The organism is Pedococcus sp. 5OH_020, from assembly GCF_027812955.1.
Classification (GTDB): domain Bacteria; phylum Actinomycetota; class Actinomycetes; order Actinomycetales; family Dermatophilaceae; genus Pedococcus.
On record NZ_JAPYZV010000008.1, the window covers coordinates 204,117 to 219,811 of the forward strand.

General features: G+C 70.5%; 13 protein-coding genes. 6 read left to right on the forward strand and 7 right to left on the reverse strand.

Annotated features, from left to right (window positions below; all coding sequences use genetic code 11):
* Nucleotides 1-8 precede the first annotated feature (8 nt).
* Together PHA84_RS15995 and PHA84_RS16000 are read left to right on the forward strand one after the other, a co-directional pair.
* Nucleotides 9-1,358 (forward strand): class II 3-deoxy-7-phosphoheptulonate synthase, encoded by a 1,350-nt coding sequence (locus PHA84_RS15995; protein ID WP_270889126.1) that lies wholly within the window; start codon nucleotides 9-11, stop codon nucleotides 1,356-1,358.
* A 5-nt stretch (nucleotides 1,359-1,363) separates the two neighbouring features.
* A complete protein-coding gene (locus PHA84_RS16000; RefSeq protein ID WP_270889127.1) occupies nucleotides 1,364-2,431 on the forward strand; it encodes a threonine aldolase family protein in 1,068 nt (355 codons plus the stop codon).
* A gap of 39 nt (nucleotides 2,432-2,470) precedes the next feature.
* Here the strand turns inward: PHA84_RS16000 and PHA84_RS16005 are convergent, their stop codons facing one another.
* The 3 genes from PHA84_RS16005 to PHA84_RS16015 all read right to left on the reverse strand — a co-directional run bounded on the left by PHA84_RS16005 (nucleotide 2,471) and on the right by PHA84_RS16015 (nucleotide 6,760).
* Complete coding sequence (locus PHA84_RS16005; protein WP_270889128.1) at nucleotides 2,471-3,385, reverse strand: DMT family transporter; 915 nt, start codon at nucleotides 3,383-3,385, stop codon at nucleotides 2,471-2,473.
* Between the two features lie 12 nt (nucleotides 3,386-3,397).
* Nucleotides 3,398-5,374 (reverse strand): Stk1 family PASTA domain-containing Ser/Thr kinase, encoded by a 1,977-nt coding sequence (gene pknB / locus PHA84_RS16010; RefSeq protein ID WP_270889129.1) that lies wholly within the window; start codon nucleotides 5,372-5,374, stop codon nucleotides 3,398-3,400.
* Between the two features lie 69 nt (nucleotides 5,375-5,443).
* The gene (locus tag PHA84_RS16015) at nucleotides 5,444-6,760 is read right to left on the reverse strand and encodes a LysM peptidoglycan-binding domain-containing protein (protein ID WP_270889130.1); all 1,317 of its coding nucleotides are present in this window, start codon (nucleotides 6,758-6,760) and stop codon (nucleotides 5,444-5,446) included.
* Nucleotides 6,761-6,929: 169 nt separating this feature from the next.
* On the opposite strand from PHA84_RS16015, the gene PHA84_RS16020 reads away from it, so the two are divergent.
* Nucleotides 6,930-7,328, forward strand: coding sequence for an Rv2175c family DNA-binding protein (locus tag PHA84_RS16020; RefSeq protein WP_270889131.1), 399 nt, complete (start codon nucleotides 6,930-6,932; stop codon nucleotides 7,326-7,328).
* Between the two features lie 3 nt (nucleotides 7,329-7,331).
* Here the strand turns inward: PHA84_RS16020 and PHA84_RS16025 are convergent, their stop codons facing one another.
* Nucleotides 7,332-8,417 carry a polyprenyl synthetase family protein gene (locus PHA84_RS16025; protein ID WP_270889132.1) on the reverse strand — a complete coding sequence of 362 codons (1,086 nt, stop codon included), beginning with the start codon at nucleotides 8,415-8,417 and terminating at the stop codon, nucleotides 7,332-7,334.
* A gap of 100 nt (nucleotides 8,418-8,517) precedes the next feature.
* Here PHA84_RS16025 and metF point away from each other — a divergent pair, with 100 nt between their 5' ends.
* The gene (gene metF, locus PHA84_RS16030) at nucleotides 8,518-9,429 is read left to right on the forward strand and encodes a methylenetetrahydrofolate reductase [NAD(P)H] (RefSeq protein WP_270889133.1); all 912 of its coding nucleotides are present in this window, start codon (nucleotides 8,518-8,520) and stop codon (nucleotides 9,427-9,429) included.
* Between the two features lie 131 nt (nucleotides 9,430-9,560).
* Here the strand turns inward: metF and PHA84_RS16035 are convergent, their stop codons facing one another.
* Nucleotides 9,561-10,388 (reverse strand): HAD-IIA family hydrolase, encoded by an 828-nt coding sequence (locus tag PHA84_RS16035; RefSeq protein WP_270889134.1) that lies wholly within the window; start codon nucleotides 10,386-10,388, stop codon nucleotides 9,561-9,563.
* A gap of 163 nt (nucleotides 10,389-10,551) precedes the next feature.
* Here PHA84_RS16035 and PHA84_RS16040 point away from each other — a divergent pair, with 163 nt between their 5' ends.
* Both PHA84_RS16040 and PHA84_RS16045 read left to right on the forward strand, forming a co-directional pair.
* Nucleotides 10,552-10,944 carry a VOC family protein gene (locus PHA84_RS16040; protein WP_270889135.1) on the forward strand — a complete coding sequence of 131 codons (393 nt, stop codon included), beginning with the start codon at nucleotides 10,552-10,554 and terminating at the stop codon, nucleotides 10,942-10,944.
* A 194-nt stretch (nucleotides 10,945-11,138) separates the two neighbouring features.
* Nucleotides 11,139-11,942 carry an SDR family NAD(P)-dependent oxidoreductase gene (locus tag PHA84_RS16045; protein WP_270889136.1) on the forward strand — a complete coding sequence of 268 codons (804 nt, stop codon included), beginning with the start codon at nucleotides 11,139-11,141 and terminating at the stop codon, nucleotides 11,940-11,942.
* A gap of 22 nt (nucleotides 11,943-11,964) precedes the next feature.
* Here PHA84_RS16045 and PHA84_RS16050 read toward each other — a convergent pair whose 3' ends face one another.
* Both PHA84_RS16050 and PHA84_RS16055 read right to left on the reverse strand, forming a co-directional pair.
* Nucleotides 11,965-15,042 carry a hypothetical protein gene (locus PHA84_RS16050; protein ID WP_270889137.1) on the reverse strand — a complete coding sequence of 1,026 codons (3,078 nt, stop codon included), beginning with the start codon at nucleotides 15,040-15,042 and terminating at the stop codon, nucleotides 11,965-11,967.
* 104 nt (nucleotides 15,043-15,146) lie between these two features.
* A complete protein-coding gene (locus tag PHA84_RS16055) occupies nucleotides 15,147-15,662 on the reverse strand; it encodes a YbaK/EbsC family protein (protein ID WP_270889138.1) in 516 nt (171 codons plus the stop codon).
* Nucleotides 15,663-15,695: the final 33 nt, after the last annotated feature.

The window sequence follows — 15,695 nt, forward strand, 5'->3', positions numbered from 1 at the left end:
CTTGACCGGTGAGCACCGCACACCGGGATCCCCTCGCCAGCCTGGCCGCCGGCGCCGACCTGCCGGCTGCCCAGCAGCCCGCATGGCCGGACGCAGCGCGGCTTTCGAGCGCTGTCGCGGAGCTCGGGTCGTATCCTCCGCTGGTCTTCGCGGGTGAGTGCGACGTCCTGAAGTCCCGGATGGCTGCCGCCGCCAAGGGCGAGGCCTTCGTCCTCCAGGGCGGCGACTGTGCCGAGACCTTCGCCGCGGCCACCGCCGACAACATCCGCGACCGCGTCAAGACGATCCTGCAGATGGCCGCCGTGCTGACCTACGGCGCCTCCGTCCCGGTCGTGAAGGTGGGGCGGATGGCGGGCCAGTACGCCAAGCCCCGCAGCAGTGGGGACGAGACCCGCGAAGGCGTCACCCTGCCGGCCTACCGCGGTGACATGGTGAACGACTTCGACTTCACCCGGGCCTCCCGCACTCCGGACCCGCAGCGTCTGGTCAGGGCGTACCACGCCAGCTCGGCCACGCTGAACCTGGTGCGAGCGTTCACGCAGGGCGGTTTCGCAGACCTGCGGCACGTGCACGACTGGAACCGCGGCTTCGTGTCCAACGCGGCCAACAGCCGGTACGAGCGTCTGGCCAAGGACATCGACAAGGCGATGAAGTTCATGCACGCGTGCGGTGCGAACTTCGAAGCCATGCGGACCACCGAGTTCTTCTCCGCCCACGAGGCGCTGCTCCTGGACTACGAGCGTCCCCTGACGCGCGTGGACAGCCGGACCGGCGAGCTCTACGACACCAGCGGTCATTTCATCTGGGTGGGCGAGCGGACGCGGGACATCGACGGGGCGCACATCGACTTCGTCTCCAAGGTGCTCAACCCCATCGGCATCAAGCTGTCCGCGAAGGCGGAGGTGGACGACGTCCTGCGGCTCATCGACAAGGTCGACCCCGACCGCGAGCCCGGCAGGCTCACCTTCATCACCCGGATGGGGGCCAAGACGGTGCGCGAGGCGCTGCCGACGCTGGTCGACAAGATCACCGCGTCCGGCGCCCAGGTGACGTGGATCTGCGACCCCATGCACGGCAACACCTTCGAGTCGGCCAGCGGCTACAAGACGCGGGACTTCGAGGACGTCGTGGAGGAGGTCCGCGGGTTCTTCGAGGTGCACCAGGGACTCGGGACGGTGCCAGGGGGCATCCACGTCGAGCTCACCGGCAACGACGTCACGGAGTGCATCGGCGGTGCCGAGAAGATCCTGGACGCCGACCTCACGAAGCGGTACGAGACGGTCTGCGACCCCCGTCTCAACCACCAGCAGAGTCTCGAGCTGGCCTTCCTGGTCGCCGAGATGCTCTCCCGGGACTGAGCCGGATGCCGACCACGACGTCCGTCGATGTCGACCTGCTCTCCGACACCCTGACGAAGCCGACCCAGGAGATGCGCGCCGCCATGGCCGCGGCTCCAGTCGGCGACGACGTCTTCGGCGAGGACCCCACCGTCCGCGAGCTGGAGGCCCGGGTTGCTGCGCTGCTCGGGCACGAGGCTGCGCTCTTCACCCCCACCGGCTCGATGGCCAACCAGCTCGGTCTGCGCTTGCACGTCAAGCCCGGGGAAGAGCTCATCGCGGACTCGCTGGCGCACGTGCTGCGCGCCGAGCTCGGCGCGGCCGCCGTGCTGTCCGGCATCTCGTCGCGCTCGTGGGTCGCCCATCGAGGTCTCCTCGACGCCTCGCAGCCGCTGGGACTGATGACACCCTCCGGTGGCGCCTACCAGGTGAACACCCGCTTGGTCGTGGTGGAGAACACCCACAACTTCGGCGGTGGCACGGTCCAGCCACTCGAGGAGATGCGTGCCCTGTGGGAGGGCACCCGCGGCCGCGGAGTCTCCCTGCACCTGGACGGCGCGCGCCTGTGGAACGCCCATGTCGCGACGGGCATCGCGCTGTCCGAGTACGGCAGGCTGTTCGACACGGTGAGCGTCTGCCTGTCCAAGGGCCTCGGCGCGCCGATCGGCTCGGTCCTGGCCGGGTCTGCCGACCACATGGCCGAGGCGAGGGTCTGGCGGAAGCGGTTCGGTGGCGGGATGCGGCAGGTCGGCATCCTCGCCGCGGCGGGGCTGCACGCCCTGGACCACCACGTGGAGCGGCTCGCGGAGGACCACGCGCGCGCTCACCGGTTCGCCGCGGCCGCCGCGCAGGCGGCGCCCGGCTCGGTAGATCCCGAGACGGTCCAGACCAATATCGTCATCCTGCACGTCGCTGTCGCCGGCTGGACGGCGGATGCCTTCGTCGCCGCAGCGGCGGACCACGGCATCCGGCTGTACCCCGTGAGTGGTACGGCCGTCAGGCTCGTCTGGCACCTGGACGTCGACGACACAGCGACCGACCGAGCCATCGCCGCCCTGGCGCCGTTGTTGGAGAGCGGCCCGCCGAGCACGTGACGCGGCTGCTGTGGAGGTCCGAGCCTGGAGCTTGGCGCCTCACACCTCGTGGTGCAGGAGCTCTGCCGGAGGGTCGTCCTGGGCGGTGCGCCCGGGTGACCGGCCGAGCACCTCCACCACGTACATGGCGGTGAGCACGAGGACCCCGCCGAGCACCATACGGCCGGTGAGCGACTCGCCACCGAAAAGGACGGCGAAGAACGCTGCGAACACCGGCTCCATCGTCATGACGATGGCGGCCCTCGTGGCGGAGAGCTGCGACTGCGCCCAGGTCTGGGCCCAGAGCGCCACCGCGCCCGCGACGAGAGCCATGTACAGGAGCGAGGCCCACTGTCGGCCCGTGGCGGGAAGCGTCACACCGCCGGGGAGCGCGCCCACCAGGGTGACAACGGTGATGACGAAGGCCTGGACCGTGGCGAGCCCGTTAGCAGCGGCGGCAGTCGAGTAGCGGCCGAGGCCGATGATGTGCAGGGCGTAGAGGGCGGCAGCCGCCAGGGTGAGGGCCTCCCCGAGGCCGACGGAGGCACCCTGCAGAGAGAGCACGGCCAGACCGGCCGTAGCGAGGCCGACCGCGACCCAGGTCGCACCGGGGACACGGTCGCGCAGCAGCAGCGCACCGAGCAGCGGTGTGAGGACGACGTAGGTGCCGGTGACGAACCCGGACACCGACGCGTCGGTGTGCTCGAGCCCGATGGTCTGGAGCAGCTGGGCGAGCCCGTAGAGCACCCCGAGGATGAGCCCGATGACCAGCTCCCGCTGGTCCAGCGCCATGGTCTGACGACGGAAGAGCGGCGCCATCACCACGGCGGCGATCGCGAACCGCACCGCGAGGAAGTCGGCGGGGGGTACGTGGGCGACGAGGTCGCGGATCAGGAAGAAGGTCGAGCCCCAGACCGCCGTGACGGACACGAGAAGCAGGGTGGCGAGCCGCGAGGCCGCGATGGGAGGGCGCACGGAGAGCTCGAGCTAGACGATGACCAAGGTGATGACGGTCCCCTTGGGCTGCTCGGTACCGCTCGCCGGGTCCTGGCTGCGCACGGTGCCGAAGATGCCGCCCATGAACCGCTTGATCGTGACCTTGAAGCCAGCGTCGGTCAGCAGCTTCGTGGCCTCCGCCTCCTGCTTGCCCTGCACGTCGGGGACCGCGACGAGAACCGGGCCCTTCGACACCACGAGGGTGACCTTGTCGCCGCGGAACAGCGTGCCGCTGGCGGGGCTCTGCGAGACGACGCTTCCCTTAGGCACCGTGTCGCTGTTCTCCTGGCGCGTGGCGTCGACCGTCAGACCCTCCTGCGTCAGGGCGTCGACCGCCGCCGTGGCGGGCTTGCCCGTGAAGTCGGAGACCTGGATGGGCTTACGTCCCCGGCTGACGACGATGTCCACGGCCGCCCCGCGCCTGAGAAGGGTTCCCTGCCGCGGGCTCACGCTCACGATGAGCCCGGCATCGACCCGCTCGTCGTACGCCTGGGCCGTCTTGCCGAGAGCGAGCTTGACGCTCTGGAGGCGTGCCTGCGCCTCGGTGCGCGTCGATCCCACGAGGGCGGGCACCGCGTACCGTTCTGGCCCCTTGGACACGGTCACGGAGACGTCCTGCCCACGTCGGACCTGTGTGCCGGCCCCTGGGTCGGTCCGGATCACCGTGCCCCTGGCGATCGTCTCGTCGAACGAGTCCACCCTGTCGGCCCCCAGATGCGCCGCAGCCAGTGCCCGCTGGGCCTGCACGAAGGACTGCCCCGCAACGCTGGGCACGACCGTGGGAGAGCCGGGCCCGGACAGGAAGTACCAGGCCGCGCCGGCCGCGACCACGGCGAGGACGAGCGCGAGGAGCGCCCAGCGCCAGGGGCCCCCGTCCCTCGCCGCAGCCGGTGGGGCTGCAGCAGGCGCGCCGAAGACGGTCGCAGGCGCAGTCGGCGTCTGGTCGAACGGCAGCGCGACCGGTGGCAGCGGTCGCCCGGCGCGGCCGGCGTCAGCGCCGCCGCCCTGCCCTCGCGCCGTCTCGACGGGCAGGGCACTGGTGCGGTCCACGGCCACGGTGCTGGCACCACCGCCGGGCGCAGCCGGCCCGTCGGGCCGGCGGTCGAGCTCTGCGGGGCTGAGCATGCCGCGCGACTTGCGCACCTCGGCAAGCAGGTCCGATGCATCGGTGGGTCTCTGGTCGGGGTCGCGCGCGGTTGCCAGGGCCACGAGCGCGTCGAGCTCGGCGGGCACGGAGCTCACCCGGGACGACGGCGCGGGTACCGAGCCGTGGACGTGCTGGTACGCGATGTGGATGGCACTGTCGCCGGTGAAGGCCTTGCTGCCGGTCAGCATCTCGAAGAGGATCAGCCCCGCCGCGTAGACGTCGCTGCGGGCGTCGGCGACGCCGCGCTCGACCTGCTCGGGGGAGAGGTACGCCACGGTGCCAAGCAGGACCCCGGTCTGGGAGGTTGAGGTCTGCGCGGACACCGCCCGGGCGAGGCCGAAGTCGGCCACCTTCACCGTGCCGTCGTCCTCGCGCAGGATCACGTTCTCCGGCTTCACGTCCCGGTGGATGATCCCCGCCCGATGGGCCGCGCCCAGCGCCTGCAGTACTGGACTGATGATGTCGAGGGCTGCCCGCGGCGTCAGCGGACCCTCGGCCCGCATCACCTCCCGCAGGGTCTTGCCCGGCACGTACTCCATGGCCAGGAACATGTGCCCCTCGTCCTCGCCCTGGTCGAAGACCGCGACCACGTTGGGGTGCGACAGGCGCGCGGCCGAACGCGCCTCCCGACGGAACCGGCTGACGAACGCCTCGTCCTGGGCCAGGTCGCTGCGCAGGACCTTCAGCGCGACGTCGCGGTCCAGGCGGGTGTCCAGCGCCAGGTACACCGATGCCATCCCGCCGTCGGCGATGTGCGACTGGACGCGGTAACGCCCGTCGAGCATGCGGCCGAGGAGGGACTCGGTGACACCGGAAGACACCCGCAAAGTGTAGGAGGTCCGAAGGGCCGGTCCGTGCAGGCAGGTCCGGGGAGGGCTGGGAGCCCGACCTCACATGCGGCTGCGGTGCGACTTGACGGCCGCGACGTAGGCCTTCGTGTCGGCGTACATGCCCTGGTGCTGGACGGAGTAGAGGCCCTGGTAGTACCCGGCGATGGCCTGGTCCACCGTGGTCGCCGACCTGGTCAGCGAACGCAGGATGACCACACCGGCAGTGATGTTGTCCTGGGTGCTCAGCAGGTTCAGCCGGCGCCCCGCCATGTCCGAGGCCCACCGCCCTGACGAGGGGATGACCTGCATGACGCCGATCGCGTTCGCCACGGAGACCTGTCGCTGGTTCCAGCCCGACTCCTGCCAGGCCACGGCCAGGGCGAGCCTCGTGTCCACCCCGTGCCGGCGGGCGGTCGCGATGACCATCGCGCGGGTCTGGCTGCGGCTGGGGACCGACGAGCGCGCCAGGCGTGCTCGGTTGCGGTTCGCCGAGCTCACGATCGCGCTGGAGTAGGTGCGGCCTGCGAAGGTGTTCGAGCTGCTTGCCGTGCTCGCCTTCCTGCCGGGCACGCGCAGCCGCTGCCCCAGGGTGAGGCGGTTCGCGTTCGCGAGGTGGTTCGCCTTGAGCAGGGCGGCGAGGGTGACGTGGTGACGGACCGCGATCCCGCTCAAGGTGTCACCGGAGCGCACGACGTACGCGGTGGAGGCCGCCGCGACGGCTGTCGTGCCTCGGACCCTCAACCGCTGCCCCGGGTGGATCACGCTGTGTGAGCTCAGCCGGTTCATGGACAGCAGCGAGCGCAGGGAGGTCCGCGTACGGGTCGCGATGCCGCTCAGCGTGTCGCCACCGCGCACTCGGTACGTCGTCGTGGTGGCTGTCGAAGGGCGGGCCGCGGGACGGCGGGCGCTCGCCGCGCCTGCTCCGGGGATCCGTACCTTCTGCCCCACCTGTATCACCGAGCGGGTCGAGAGCCGGTTCGCCTTGAGCAGCGCGGCCAGGGAGACACCCTTGCGAGCGGCGATGTGGCTGAGGGTGTCACCGGGCCGTACGACGTACGTGGCGCGCCTGATCGCGGCCGCGCGTGCCGCCGCCGCCGCTCTGGCCCTCGCGGCCTCGGCCCTTGCCTGGCGCGCCGACTTGGGCACGGACAGCCGCTGCCCGACGGCGAGGTGGTTACCGCCTGCCCTGAGCCGGTTGTGCGCTGCCAAGGTGCCCGCTGTGGTGCCCGTCCGCGCCGCGATGGCGGCCAGCGTGTCGCCATTGCGCACCGTGTACGAGGTCCAGCCGTGCGGCGCCGGCTTGGCCTTCTGGACCACGGCGGGCGGGGTCAGGGTCGAGACCGAAGGGAGCGCTGCAGGAGCGATCACAGGGGACATCGGGGAGCTGCCTTTCGGGCGGTCCAGTGAGCGCGGTGTGCGGACAGCGGTACTGGAGGGAGGGGAGTGGCGACTGTGACGTTTGTGAAACGTACACCACTAAGGGCGATTTATATTGACTTACATCAATGTAATTTGCTTTGCGTACGGTGGCTGGCAGGCTGTCCCTGTGACTGACACGCCCACCGGACCTGAGCCGACCGCCGCAGCCGACACCCCACTGGAGACACTCGTCGGCTCCTGGCTGACCGTTCCCGACGCCGCGGAGCGGCTGGGGGTGCCATTGTCGGCTGTTCGGCGCCTCATCGAGGACCGTGAGCTTCTCGCCCTGCGCGTCGGGGAGCGCCGCGTCGTGTCCGTGCCGGAGCAGTTCCTCGACGAGGCGGTGTTCCGGCATCTGCGGGGCACGTTCACCGTGCTCTCCGACGGCGGCATGGACGACGAGGAGATCGTGCGCTGGCTGTTCACGCCGAACAGCACGTTGCGCACGGGCGGCACCCCGGTGGACGCGTTGGCGGCGGGCTTCAAGACGGAGGTGCGGCGCCGCGCCATGGAGCAGGCGTTCTAGCTGTCAGTACTCTCGCGTGGTCGCGCTGTCGATCAGCTGGTCGAGGACGCCAACGGCCTCGGGCTGCAGGTCCCGGGTCGACTTCAGGGCCATGCGCGCCGCGCCGGCCAGTCGGGAGATGTCAGCCTCGACGGCATCGACGGCCCCGCTCGCGCTGATCACGTCACGGAGCCGCTCCACAGCCGCCTCGTCCAGACCGGGGTCACCGAGCCGACCCTCGAGTACGGCCCGGCCCTCCGCGTCCGCACCTGCGAGGGCATGCGCAACGAGCACCGTCCGCTTTCCCTCTCGCAGGTCGTCCCCGGCCGGCTTGCCCGTGGCCACCGGGTCACCGAACACCCCCAGGAGGTCGTCCCGGAGCTGGAAGGCCTGCCCCAGGCCGAGCCCGAAACGGGACAGGGCCGCCACATCCTGCTCGTCCGCGCCTCCGGCCACGGCTCCGATGAGCAGCGGGTGCTCGACGGTGTACTTGGCGCTCTTGAACCTGATCACCCGCTCGGCTCGTTCGATGCGCTCGGTCGTCGAGATCGCAGTCCACGGCCTCGCGGACTCCACGACGTCGAGGAACTGCCCACCCATGAGCTGGGTTCGCATCACGTCGAAGACCGACCGACCGCGGGCAAGGTGTGACGCCTCCAGGCCGGAGGTGGCGTACAGCTCCTCGGTCCAGTTGAGGCAGAGGTTGCCGGCGAGGATGGCCCCTGCCACCCCGAACCTGCCGGCATCACCGGCCCATGCCTGCTCCTGGTGGCGAGCCGCCAGCGAGCGGTGCGTGGCCGGCATACCGCGTCGGGTGTCGCTGTCGTCCATCACGTCGTCGTGGATGAGGGCAGCCGCCTGGAAGAACTCCATCGCTGTCGCCACCCGGACGACCGCATCCGAGTCCGGCTGCCCGGCGGCCCGGTACCCCCAGTAGAGGAACGCCGCGCGGAGCCGCTTCCCCCCGCTGAGCAGGCGCGCGACCGCGCCGAGGAGCTCCAGCGTGTCCGGCCCGACCTCAGCCAGTACGCGGGACTGGTGTGCCAGCACGTCGTCGACGCAGCGCTGGACGCGTTCGCGCAGCTGTGCGGCGTCGAGAGGGCTGGCCACCACGCGGTCCTCCAAGGCGTCTGTCGTCGACGGTGGTGCACCGGTCTCAGCCGGTGCAGCCTTGAGCCTACGGCCACGTCACTCGACTAGTCTCACCGCCATGGCACTGGGCCAACCATCTCGACTGGCTCGACCGGAGCGCCTCACCCGGTCGATCCCTGGCATGCTCGCCGCCCCGACACCCTCCATCAGCTTCGAGTTCTTCCCCCCGAAGGACGACGCCAGCGAGGGTGCGCTCTGGGACGCGATCCGTCGCCTGGAAGCGGTGCGCCCCGACTTCGTGTCCGTGACGTACGGCGCCGGTGGCTCCAACCAGGACCGCACCGTCCGCGTGACCGAGCGGATCGCGCGCGAGACGACGCTCGTCCCGCTGGCGCACCTCACCTGTGTAGGTGCCTCGGTGGCGGCCCTGCGCCAGGTGGTCGGCCTGTATGCCGCGAGCGGCGTGCGCAACATCCTGGCGCTTCGCGGCGACCCCCCTGGCAACGTGGGAGGGGAGTGGGTGGCGCATCCAGAGGGTCTCGACCATGCCGAGGACCTGGTGCGTCTGGTGCGAGCACTGGGCGACTTCACGGTCGGCGTCGCGGCCTTCCCCGACGTGCACCCCGAGTCTGCTGGCTTCGACCATGACGTCGAGGTCCTGGTCCGCAAGGCGGATGCGGGTGCCACGTTCGCGGTGACGCAGATGGTCTTCGACGCGGACACGTACCTGCGGTTGCGGGACGCCGTCGCGGCGCGCCGGAGCCTGCCGATCACGCCGGGCCTCATGCCGGTGACCAACTTCAAGCAGATCGCGAGGATGGCGCAGCTCATGGGGACCCCCTTGCCCTCCGCCGTGCTCTCGAGGCTGGAGGCTGTCGCGGACGACCCTGCGGCGACGCGGGAGGTCGGCGTCCAGATCGCCACCGAGCTTGCCGAGCGCATGCTGTCCGAAGGCGCCCCGGGACTCCACTTCATCACCATGAACCGGTCCACCGCGACACTCGAGGTGCACCGCAACCTCGGCCTCTAGCTGTACCCGGCCGAGTACATCCAGCGCGCGCATGCGGCCCGCGCCCTCCCACCGGACAGCGGGTCTCGTAGGGCTTGGAGCCCTCGTCGGGCAGCGAGGGCCACCGCAGGGCAGGAGGCCCGAGAGGTGGGTCAGCGGGCTTCGGCCTCGGCGGCCCGGACGTCGAGCGGGCGTAGCTCGCCGACCAGCGGCACCACGTCGGCGATCGAGTCGACCACCCGCGTGGGCTGGTAGGGGAACTGGTCGACCTGGTCAGGGCGGGTCGAGCCGGTGAGGACGAGGATGGTGCGCAAGCCGGCCTCCAGGCCGCTGATCACGTCGGTGTCCATCCGGTCCCCGATCATCACGGTGGACTCCGAGTGGGCGTCGATCCGGTTCAGGGCGCTGCGCATCATGAGCGGGTTCGGCTTGCCGATGTAGTACGGCTGGCGCCCGGTCGCCGCGGAGATCAGAGCCGCGACGGACCCGGTGGCCGGCAGCGTGCCGTGCTGGCTGGGGCCGCTGACGTCGGGGTTGGTGGCGATGAACCTCGCGCCGGCCTCGATGAGCCGGATCGCCTTGGTGATCGCCTCGAAGGAGTAGGTCCGGGTCTCGCCCAGCACGACGTAGTCGGGGTCACGCTCCGTCATCGTGTAGCCGACCTCGTGCAGGGCCGTCGTGAGGCCCGCCTCGCCGACGACGAACGCGCTGCCGCCAGGTCGCTGGTCGTCGAGGAACTGTGCTGTGGCCAGCGCAGAGGTCCAGATGGACTGCTCAGGCAGCTCGATGCCGCTGGCACGCAGGCGTGCCTTGAGGTCGCGGGGGGTGAAGATGGAGTTGTTGGTGAGGACGAGGAAGCGCCGGCCGCTGCGGACGAGGGCGGCGACGAACTCCGCCGCGCCCGGGATGATGGTGTCCTCGTGGACGAGAACGCCGTCCATGTCGGTGAGCCAGCACTCGACGGGCCTGGGGGTCGTCATGGGGCCATTCTGCCTGGCACATCGGCACGGACGTCCCCCCGGACCTCTCCTTGGGGATAGCCGACGTCATCGCACTGGATATCCCAGGACATCTCACCACTTTGGTGGAACGCCAACGCGTCCTCGCGGCGCACGCTGGGAGACGCCTGAAGGAGGTGCTGTCATGTCATTGGCCTCGAGTGCCGTCTCGACCCTGCTGCCTGTCACGGACACCGGCCGCGCGAAGGAGTTCTACTCCGACCGCCTCGGCCTCCCGTTCCAGGGCACCAACGGCGAGGGGAGCCTGATGTACGAGCTCAGCGGTGGGACGACGTTGATGTTGTTACCGCGCGAGGCGGGCACGCAGAACCCGAGCACAGCCCTGACGTGGGAGGTGGCCGACCTGCGGTCCGAGATCTCCGAGCTCGAGGGAAGGGGAGTGGTCTTCGAGGACTACGACGTCCCGGGTCTGAAGACGGTCGACCACATCGCCGAGATGGACGGCGAACGGGCTGCCTGGTTCCTCGACCCCGACCGCAACGTCCTGTGCATCCACGAGATGGCCGCCAGCGGCTGAACCGGCTCGACCACGCTTCATTCGTTCTCCCTCCTACTGTCCTTCCTCCGTGCCTCAGGCGCGCCCCGTTCGGCGGCTGGGCCCACACGCCCAGTGCGTTTGAGCATCGGTGGGACGGGCATGAGTCCGGCGGCCGCGCCGTCCGGATCGACGGCGTCGCCCGGGCAGACGTCGACGAGGAGCGTGGAGGAGACATGTCGGACCTCACTCAGGACGGTCAGCGGCCGCTGGCGGTGGTCACCGGTGCATCGAGTGGTATCGGTCTGGAGCTGGCCCGCCAGTTCGCCGAGAACGGCTTCGACCTTATGCTGGTGGCCGAGGACGCGGGGCTGGCGGTGGCTGCCGACTCGCTGGCCGGACCGGTGGCAGTCCGGTCGGTCCGGGCCGACCTGGCGACCTCCGCCGGCGTGGACGAGGTGGTCGCCTTGCTCTCCGCGACGGCTCGACCGGTCGACGCGTTGGCGCTCAACGCGGGGATCGGCGTCGGTGGTCGCTTCGTCGAGACCTCCTGGGAGGACGACTCGAGGCTGCTGCAGCTCAACGTCGTCTCGACGGTGCACCTTGCCAAGCGGCTCGTGCCTGGCATGGTCGCCCGCGGGTCAGGCCGGGTCCTCATGACGGCGTCGATCGCCAGCTTGATGCCCGGTCCCTACTTCGCGACGTATGCCGCCTCGAAGGCCTTCGTCCTGTCCTTCGCAGAGGCGCTTCGGGCCGAGCTCTCGGACTCCGGGGTCACCGTCACGGCATTGCTGCCAGGACCCACCGACACGGAGTTCTTCGAGCGGGCCGACATGATGGACACGAAGGTGGCCCAGGGGCCGAAGGACGATCCGGCCGAGGTGGCCAAGGATGGCTTCGAGGCGCTGATGGCCGGCCGTGACAAGGTGGTCGCCGGGTCCAAGCGGAACAAGCTGCAGGCGGCGGGCGCCTCGGTGCTGCCGGAGCGAGCCAAGGCACGTCTCCAGGGTGCACAGGCGAAGCCCGAGGATGGCTCCTGAGATATCCGACGACCCGGGTCGCCTATTCGAGTATGGGTGGCTCGGAGTCCGCGACGCGCCCGTCGTGGCGTGCCGCGCCATCCTGCCCGTCGGCGTGACCCAGGGTGGACAGGTCAGTGACCGCTTCCGTGAGCGCGAGCGAGTACTCCTCGGTCCGCGGGTAGTCACTATGGGTGAGCGTGGTCAACAAGTATGCGGTGAAGTCGACCTCGGAGGCATATCGGTCATGCAGCGCTCTCCAGTCTTCCGAGTCGGGCTTGTCCAGCACTCTCTCGGGTCGGGCGACCGCAGGGAAGCCCAGGTAGTCCGTCAAGCGCCACAGGCTGTACCAACGACCGGGGACACCCTCCGGGTTTGATGCGTCCCGCGGATGCAGGCTCAGGACCTGGCGCAGGCTCCAGGCGAGGACGGATGGTGGGGTGAAGGTGGTCCTCGGCTGGAGCCAGTCCGCCGACCAGGGGTCGGCTGCCAGCAGCCGGGCTCGCCGAACTGGCCGGACGCCCAGAACGGCCGGTCCGAAGAGCTCGGGGAAGAACCGGCCGAAGTACGCGCGCAGCTGGGTGCCGTACGTGATGAGCGCGAGGCGCGGAACCAACCAGTCGCCACGTTCACAGGGAGCTGGCAGACGGTTCGCGTCGCCCGGCTGGTACTCCGGCCGCGGTGCTCCGAGGATGGCGCTGACTGCGATGACCCCACCGAGGGAGTGTGCCGAGAGGACGACTGAGCGTGTGGAGCGGGACAGTCCAGCGCGACTCCCTTCGGTGATGGTCGTGTCGTGGTCCGTGTCGTGGTCCGTGTCCTCGTCCGTGTCCTCGTCCGTGTGGGCGTCCCGGCCCCCGTCCAGCCACCGGCGGCACCGCTCGAGCACTTCCGGGACGACTCGTTCTCCGTAGCACGGCGGGCCCAGGGGATGCGCCGCTCGGGGGACGGCGCAGGCCAGGTCCCACAGGATGCCCAAGGGGCGCACTGCGCTGCGCGAGGAGGTGGTACCCCCGGCGGCGACGACGCCCACGACTGCCGCGGCAAGGATGAGGGACGCTGCCGTGACGGCTGTGGACCAGATCGGCCACTCGGGCGCGCCTGCCACCTGCCGCGCAGCGACGACGGCGACGCTGGCGGAGATGACGCAGGCGAGCAGGAGCGCCAGCAGTGGCTCGGCACGGTGAGCGAGCCTGGCGAAGCTTCTACTGCGCCACACCGCGCGTTCGGTGGGACTGCCTTCGGCAACCCCCGGGACCACCTCACCGGTCGCCTTGCGCCACCAGCCGAGGTGGGCCACCACCACCGACAGCAGCATGAGCCCCAGACCACCGACCGCGGCGAGGGCGAACCAGCCATACAGCCCTGGCACGAGGAGCTGGGGCGCCGAACCCGCGGGGGCCGGCATCCGAGGTCCTACGAGCGAGCCCGCCGAATGGTCGCCGTTGAGCCGGTCGCCGACAAACAGGGTCAGCGCGCTCAGGACGACGAAGCCGAAGAATGCGCCCAGGGCGATGAAGACGCCGGGCGCCCGCCCGCCCCACCCCGTCCTGGCCCGCTCCGACAAGCTGCCCGCGACGTCAGTGGCCGTCGGGTCCGGGGCCTTCGTATCCGCGCCGGAGCGCCAGTAGGCCCACGCGGTCAGGCCCATGCCTGCGGCGACCACGATCGCGATCGCGGTCGCCCGCTGGTCGCCGGTGACCCATCGACCGATCCCACGGTGCGAGATGGTCTGCCATCCTGACCAGTCCCATACCGGCCAGCTCGCCACGGGCCAGGTCGGCAGGACGGCGAACGCCACGGCCAGAGGTAGGCCCAGCAGCCCCTGGAGGACGGTGCTCGCCAGACCCGAGCCGTCCCCTGTCTGCCGCGACCGCGCACCAAGGGCAACGACCGCGAGCAGAACGGTCAGGACGGCAAGCGTCGTCACGGCACCGTGCACGCCGGTCATGGGGCCCGAAGGGGCTGACGCGCTGCGCTCCTCACGAGGAGCGGCCACGACGAAGACCGCGTAGAGCGCCACGGCGAGGCCGAGCGTGCGCCACGCCGACGAACGACGGTGCTCTGCGACGGCGTCAGGAGGAGCGTCGTCACAGGCGACATCGGCGGCGAGGGGGTCGAGGCGAGCCTGGAGGACGAAGGTCCACGCGAGGACCAGGGCCGAGAGACAGGTCAGTGCCGGCCACACGAGCCCCGCCGACTTCCAGCCACCGTCGTGTGTCGAGGAGCCGTCGGTCCAGAGGTGGCTGGAGCACAGCCCCACCACCATCGCCACGGTGGCGGCCAGATGCGTGGTGGCAGATGGCGCGGTCACCCGGCTGTGGTTCCAGAACCCGGGGGTCGAGAGGATCGGCCAGCGCGGAGTGCCGGTTGCCGAGTCGGGGAAGGCACGGACGAGCCGGGCAGCGGGTTTGGCCGGGTCCTGGTTGCGGGTTGCCAGCTCGAAGCGGGTCCTGGTGCGTGCGGACAAGGCGTACAGCGCGACGACGAGCACTATCGGGATGATGCTGGTCAACGTCATACGCGCCCCCATGGTCCAGCTGTCGAGGAACCCGAAGGCGGACGGGATGCCCGTGCAGCGAGTCGCCTTCTCGGAGCCGGTCGGTTGGCATTGGACGCCGACAAGGTCGACTGAGAGCACCACGGCGGTGACCGCGACCATGAGGGTCTGTACCAGCCCGTTGAGCCGCATGATCCAGGCGCCGCCTGCGTGCCCCTTACTCAGGGCCGAGAATGATGGCGGCGCACCGTCATGCAGACGCCTGCTCCAGTAGGCCACGTTGGTCAGTGCGAAGGGCAGCAGGAGCGTCCAGAGCGTGCGCACGATGACGTCGACCACCGTGGCGGCTACGCCGGAGCCCGCGCGGAAGGTGCTCCGGGCGAGGCTGCCCCAGGAGTACGCCTCCCGGTGCACTCCTGCTGGCGTATGCCCGCGAGACGTCTTGGCCGGGTTGGGCACCTCGGGCCGGCGGACCCAGAACGAGCCACCGTCGTCGCCGTCGGCACGCATCACGTCCGACTCCGGAAGGTCCAGCATGGCGTGCGGGGGGGTGTTGCTGACGCCGTGGATGCGCAGCTCCAGTACCCGGGGCTCGCGCTGGTGTGAGCGGTGGCCCGTCATGTCCCGCACCTCACTCGCAGTCGTCGAGGATGGACGGCGGCGGGCACTGTCGTGACTGGCGTCATGGTGGACCGAGGGTCGGTCTCATGGCGTGCTGGGCCAGGTCAACAGACCTCGATCGCCATAGCAGTCGGTCCACTGATCCGGAGCAGCTCCTCGTAGGTGGTCCGGAACACGGTGTGGCTGTGTCCAGCCGCGGCCCAGACGTGGCGGTAGCGGCTCAGCGAGACGTCGACGAGCGTCTGCACCGGTGAGGTGTGTCCGACGGGCGCGACGCCGCCGATCGCGAACCCGGTGGTGTCCCGGACGAAGTCGGCGTCGGCGCGCTCGAGGTGGTCAAGGCCGTCGACGAGGTCCGCCACCTTGACGAGGTCGACCTTGTGCGCGCCCGAGGTCAGCACGAGCAGAGGGGTGATCCGCCCGTCCTCGCCGTGGGCTCGGAAGACCAGCGAGTTCGCGATCTCGGCGGGGGTCACGTCGAGCGCAGCAGCCGCCGCGGCGGCCGTGCGTACGGCGTCGGGAAGGCAGACGACCTCGGGTGTGACCTGGTGGACGGCGAGTGCGGCCATGACCCGGCGCACTGCGGGGTGGTCGCGCAGGTCGGTCGTCGGGGGGCCCATGGACGAAGACTAAGCGGGTTCGAGGTGCTCAAC

Bases quoted from the DNA above. Each gene is read 5' to 3' on its own strand.
- PHA84_RS16000 (WP_270889127.1), top strand. From the start codon at position 1,364: ATGCCGACCACGACGTCCGTCGATGTCGACCTGCTCTCCGACACCCTG.
- PHA84_RS16015 (WP_270889130.1), bottom strand. From the start codon at position 6,760: ATGTCCCCTGTGATCGCTCCTGCAGCGCTCCCTTCGGTCTCGACCCTG.
- metF (WP_270889133.1), top strand. From the start codon at position 8,518: ATGGCACTGGGCCAACCATCTCGACTGGCTCGACCGGAGCGCCTCACC.
- PHA84_RS16035 (WP_270889134.1), bottom strand. From the start codon at position 10,388: ATGACGACCCCCAGGCCCGTCGAGTGCTGGCTCACCGACATGGACGGC.
- PHA84_RS16040 (WP_270889135.1), top strand. From the start codon at position 10,552: ATGTCATTGGCCTCGAGTGCCGTCTCGACCCTGCTGCCTGTCACGGAC.
- PHA84_RS16045 (WP_270889136.1), top strand. From the start codon at position 11,139: ATGTCGGACCTCACTCAGGACGGTCAGCGGCCGCTGGCGGTGGTCACC.
- PHA84_RS16050 (WP_270889137.1), bottom strand. From the start codon at position 15,042: ATGACGGGCCACCGCTCACACCAGCGCGAGCCCCGGGTACTGGAGCTG.
- PHA84_RS16055 (WP_270889138.1), bottom strand. From the start codon at position 15,662: ATGGGCCCCCCGACGACCGACCTGCGCGACCACCCCGCAGTGCGCCGG.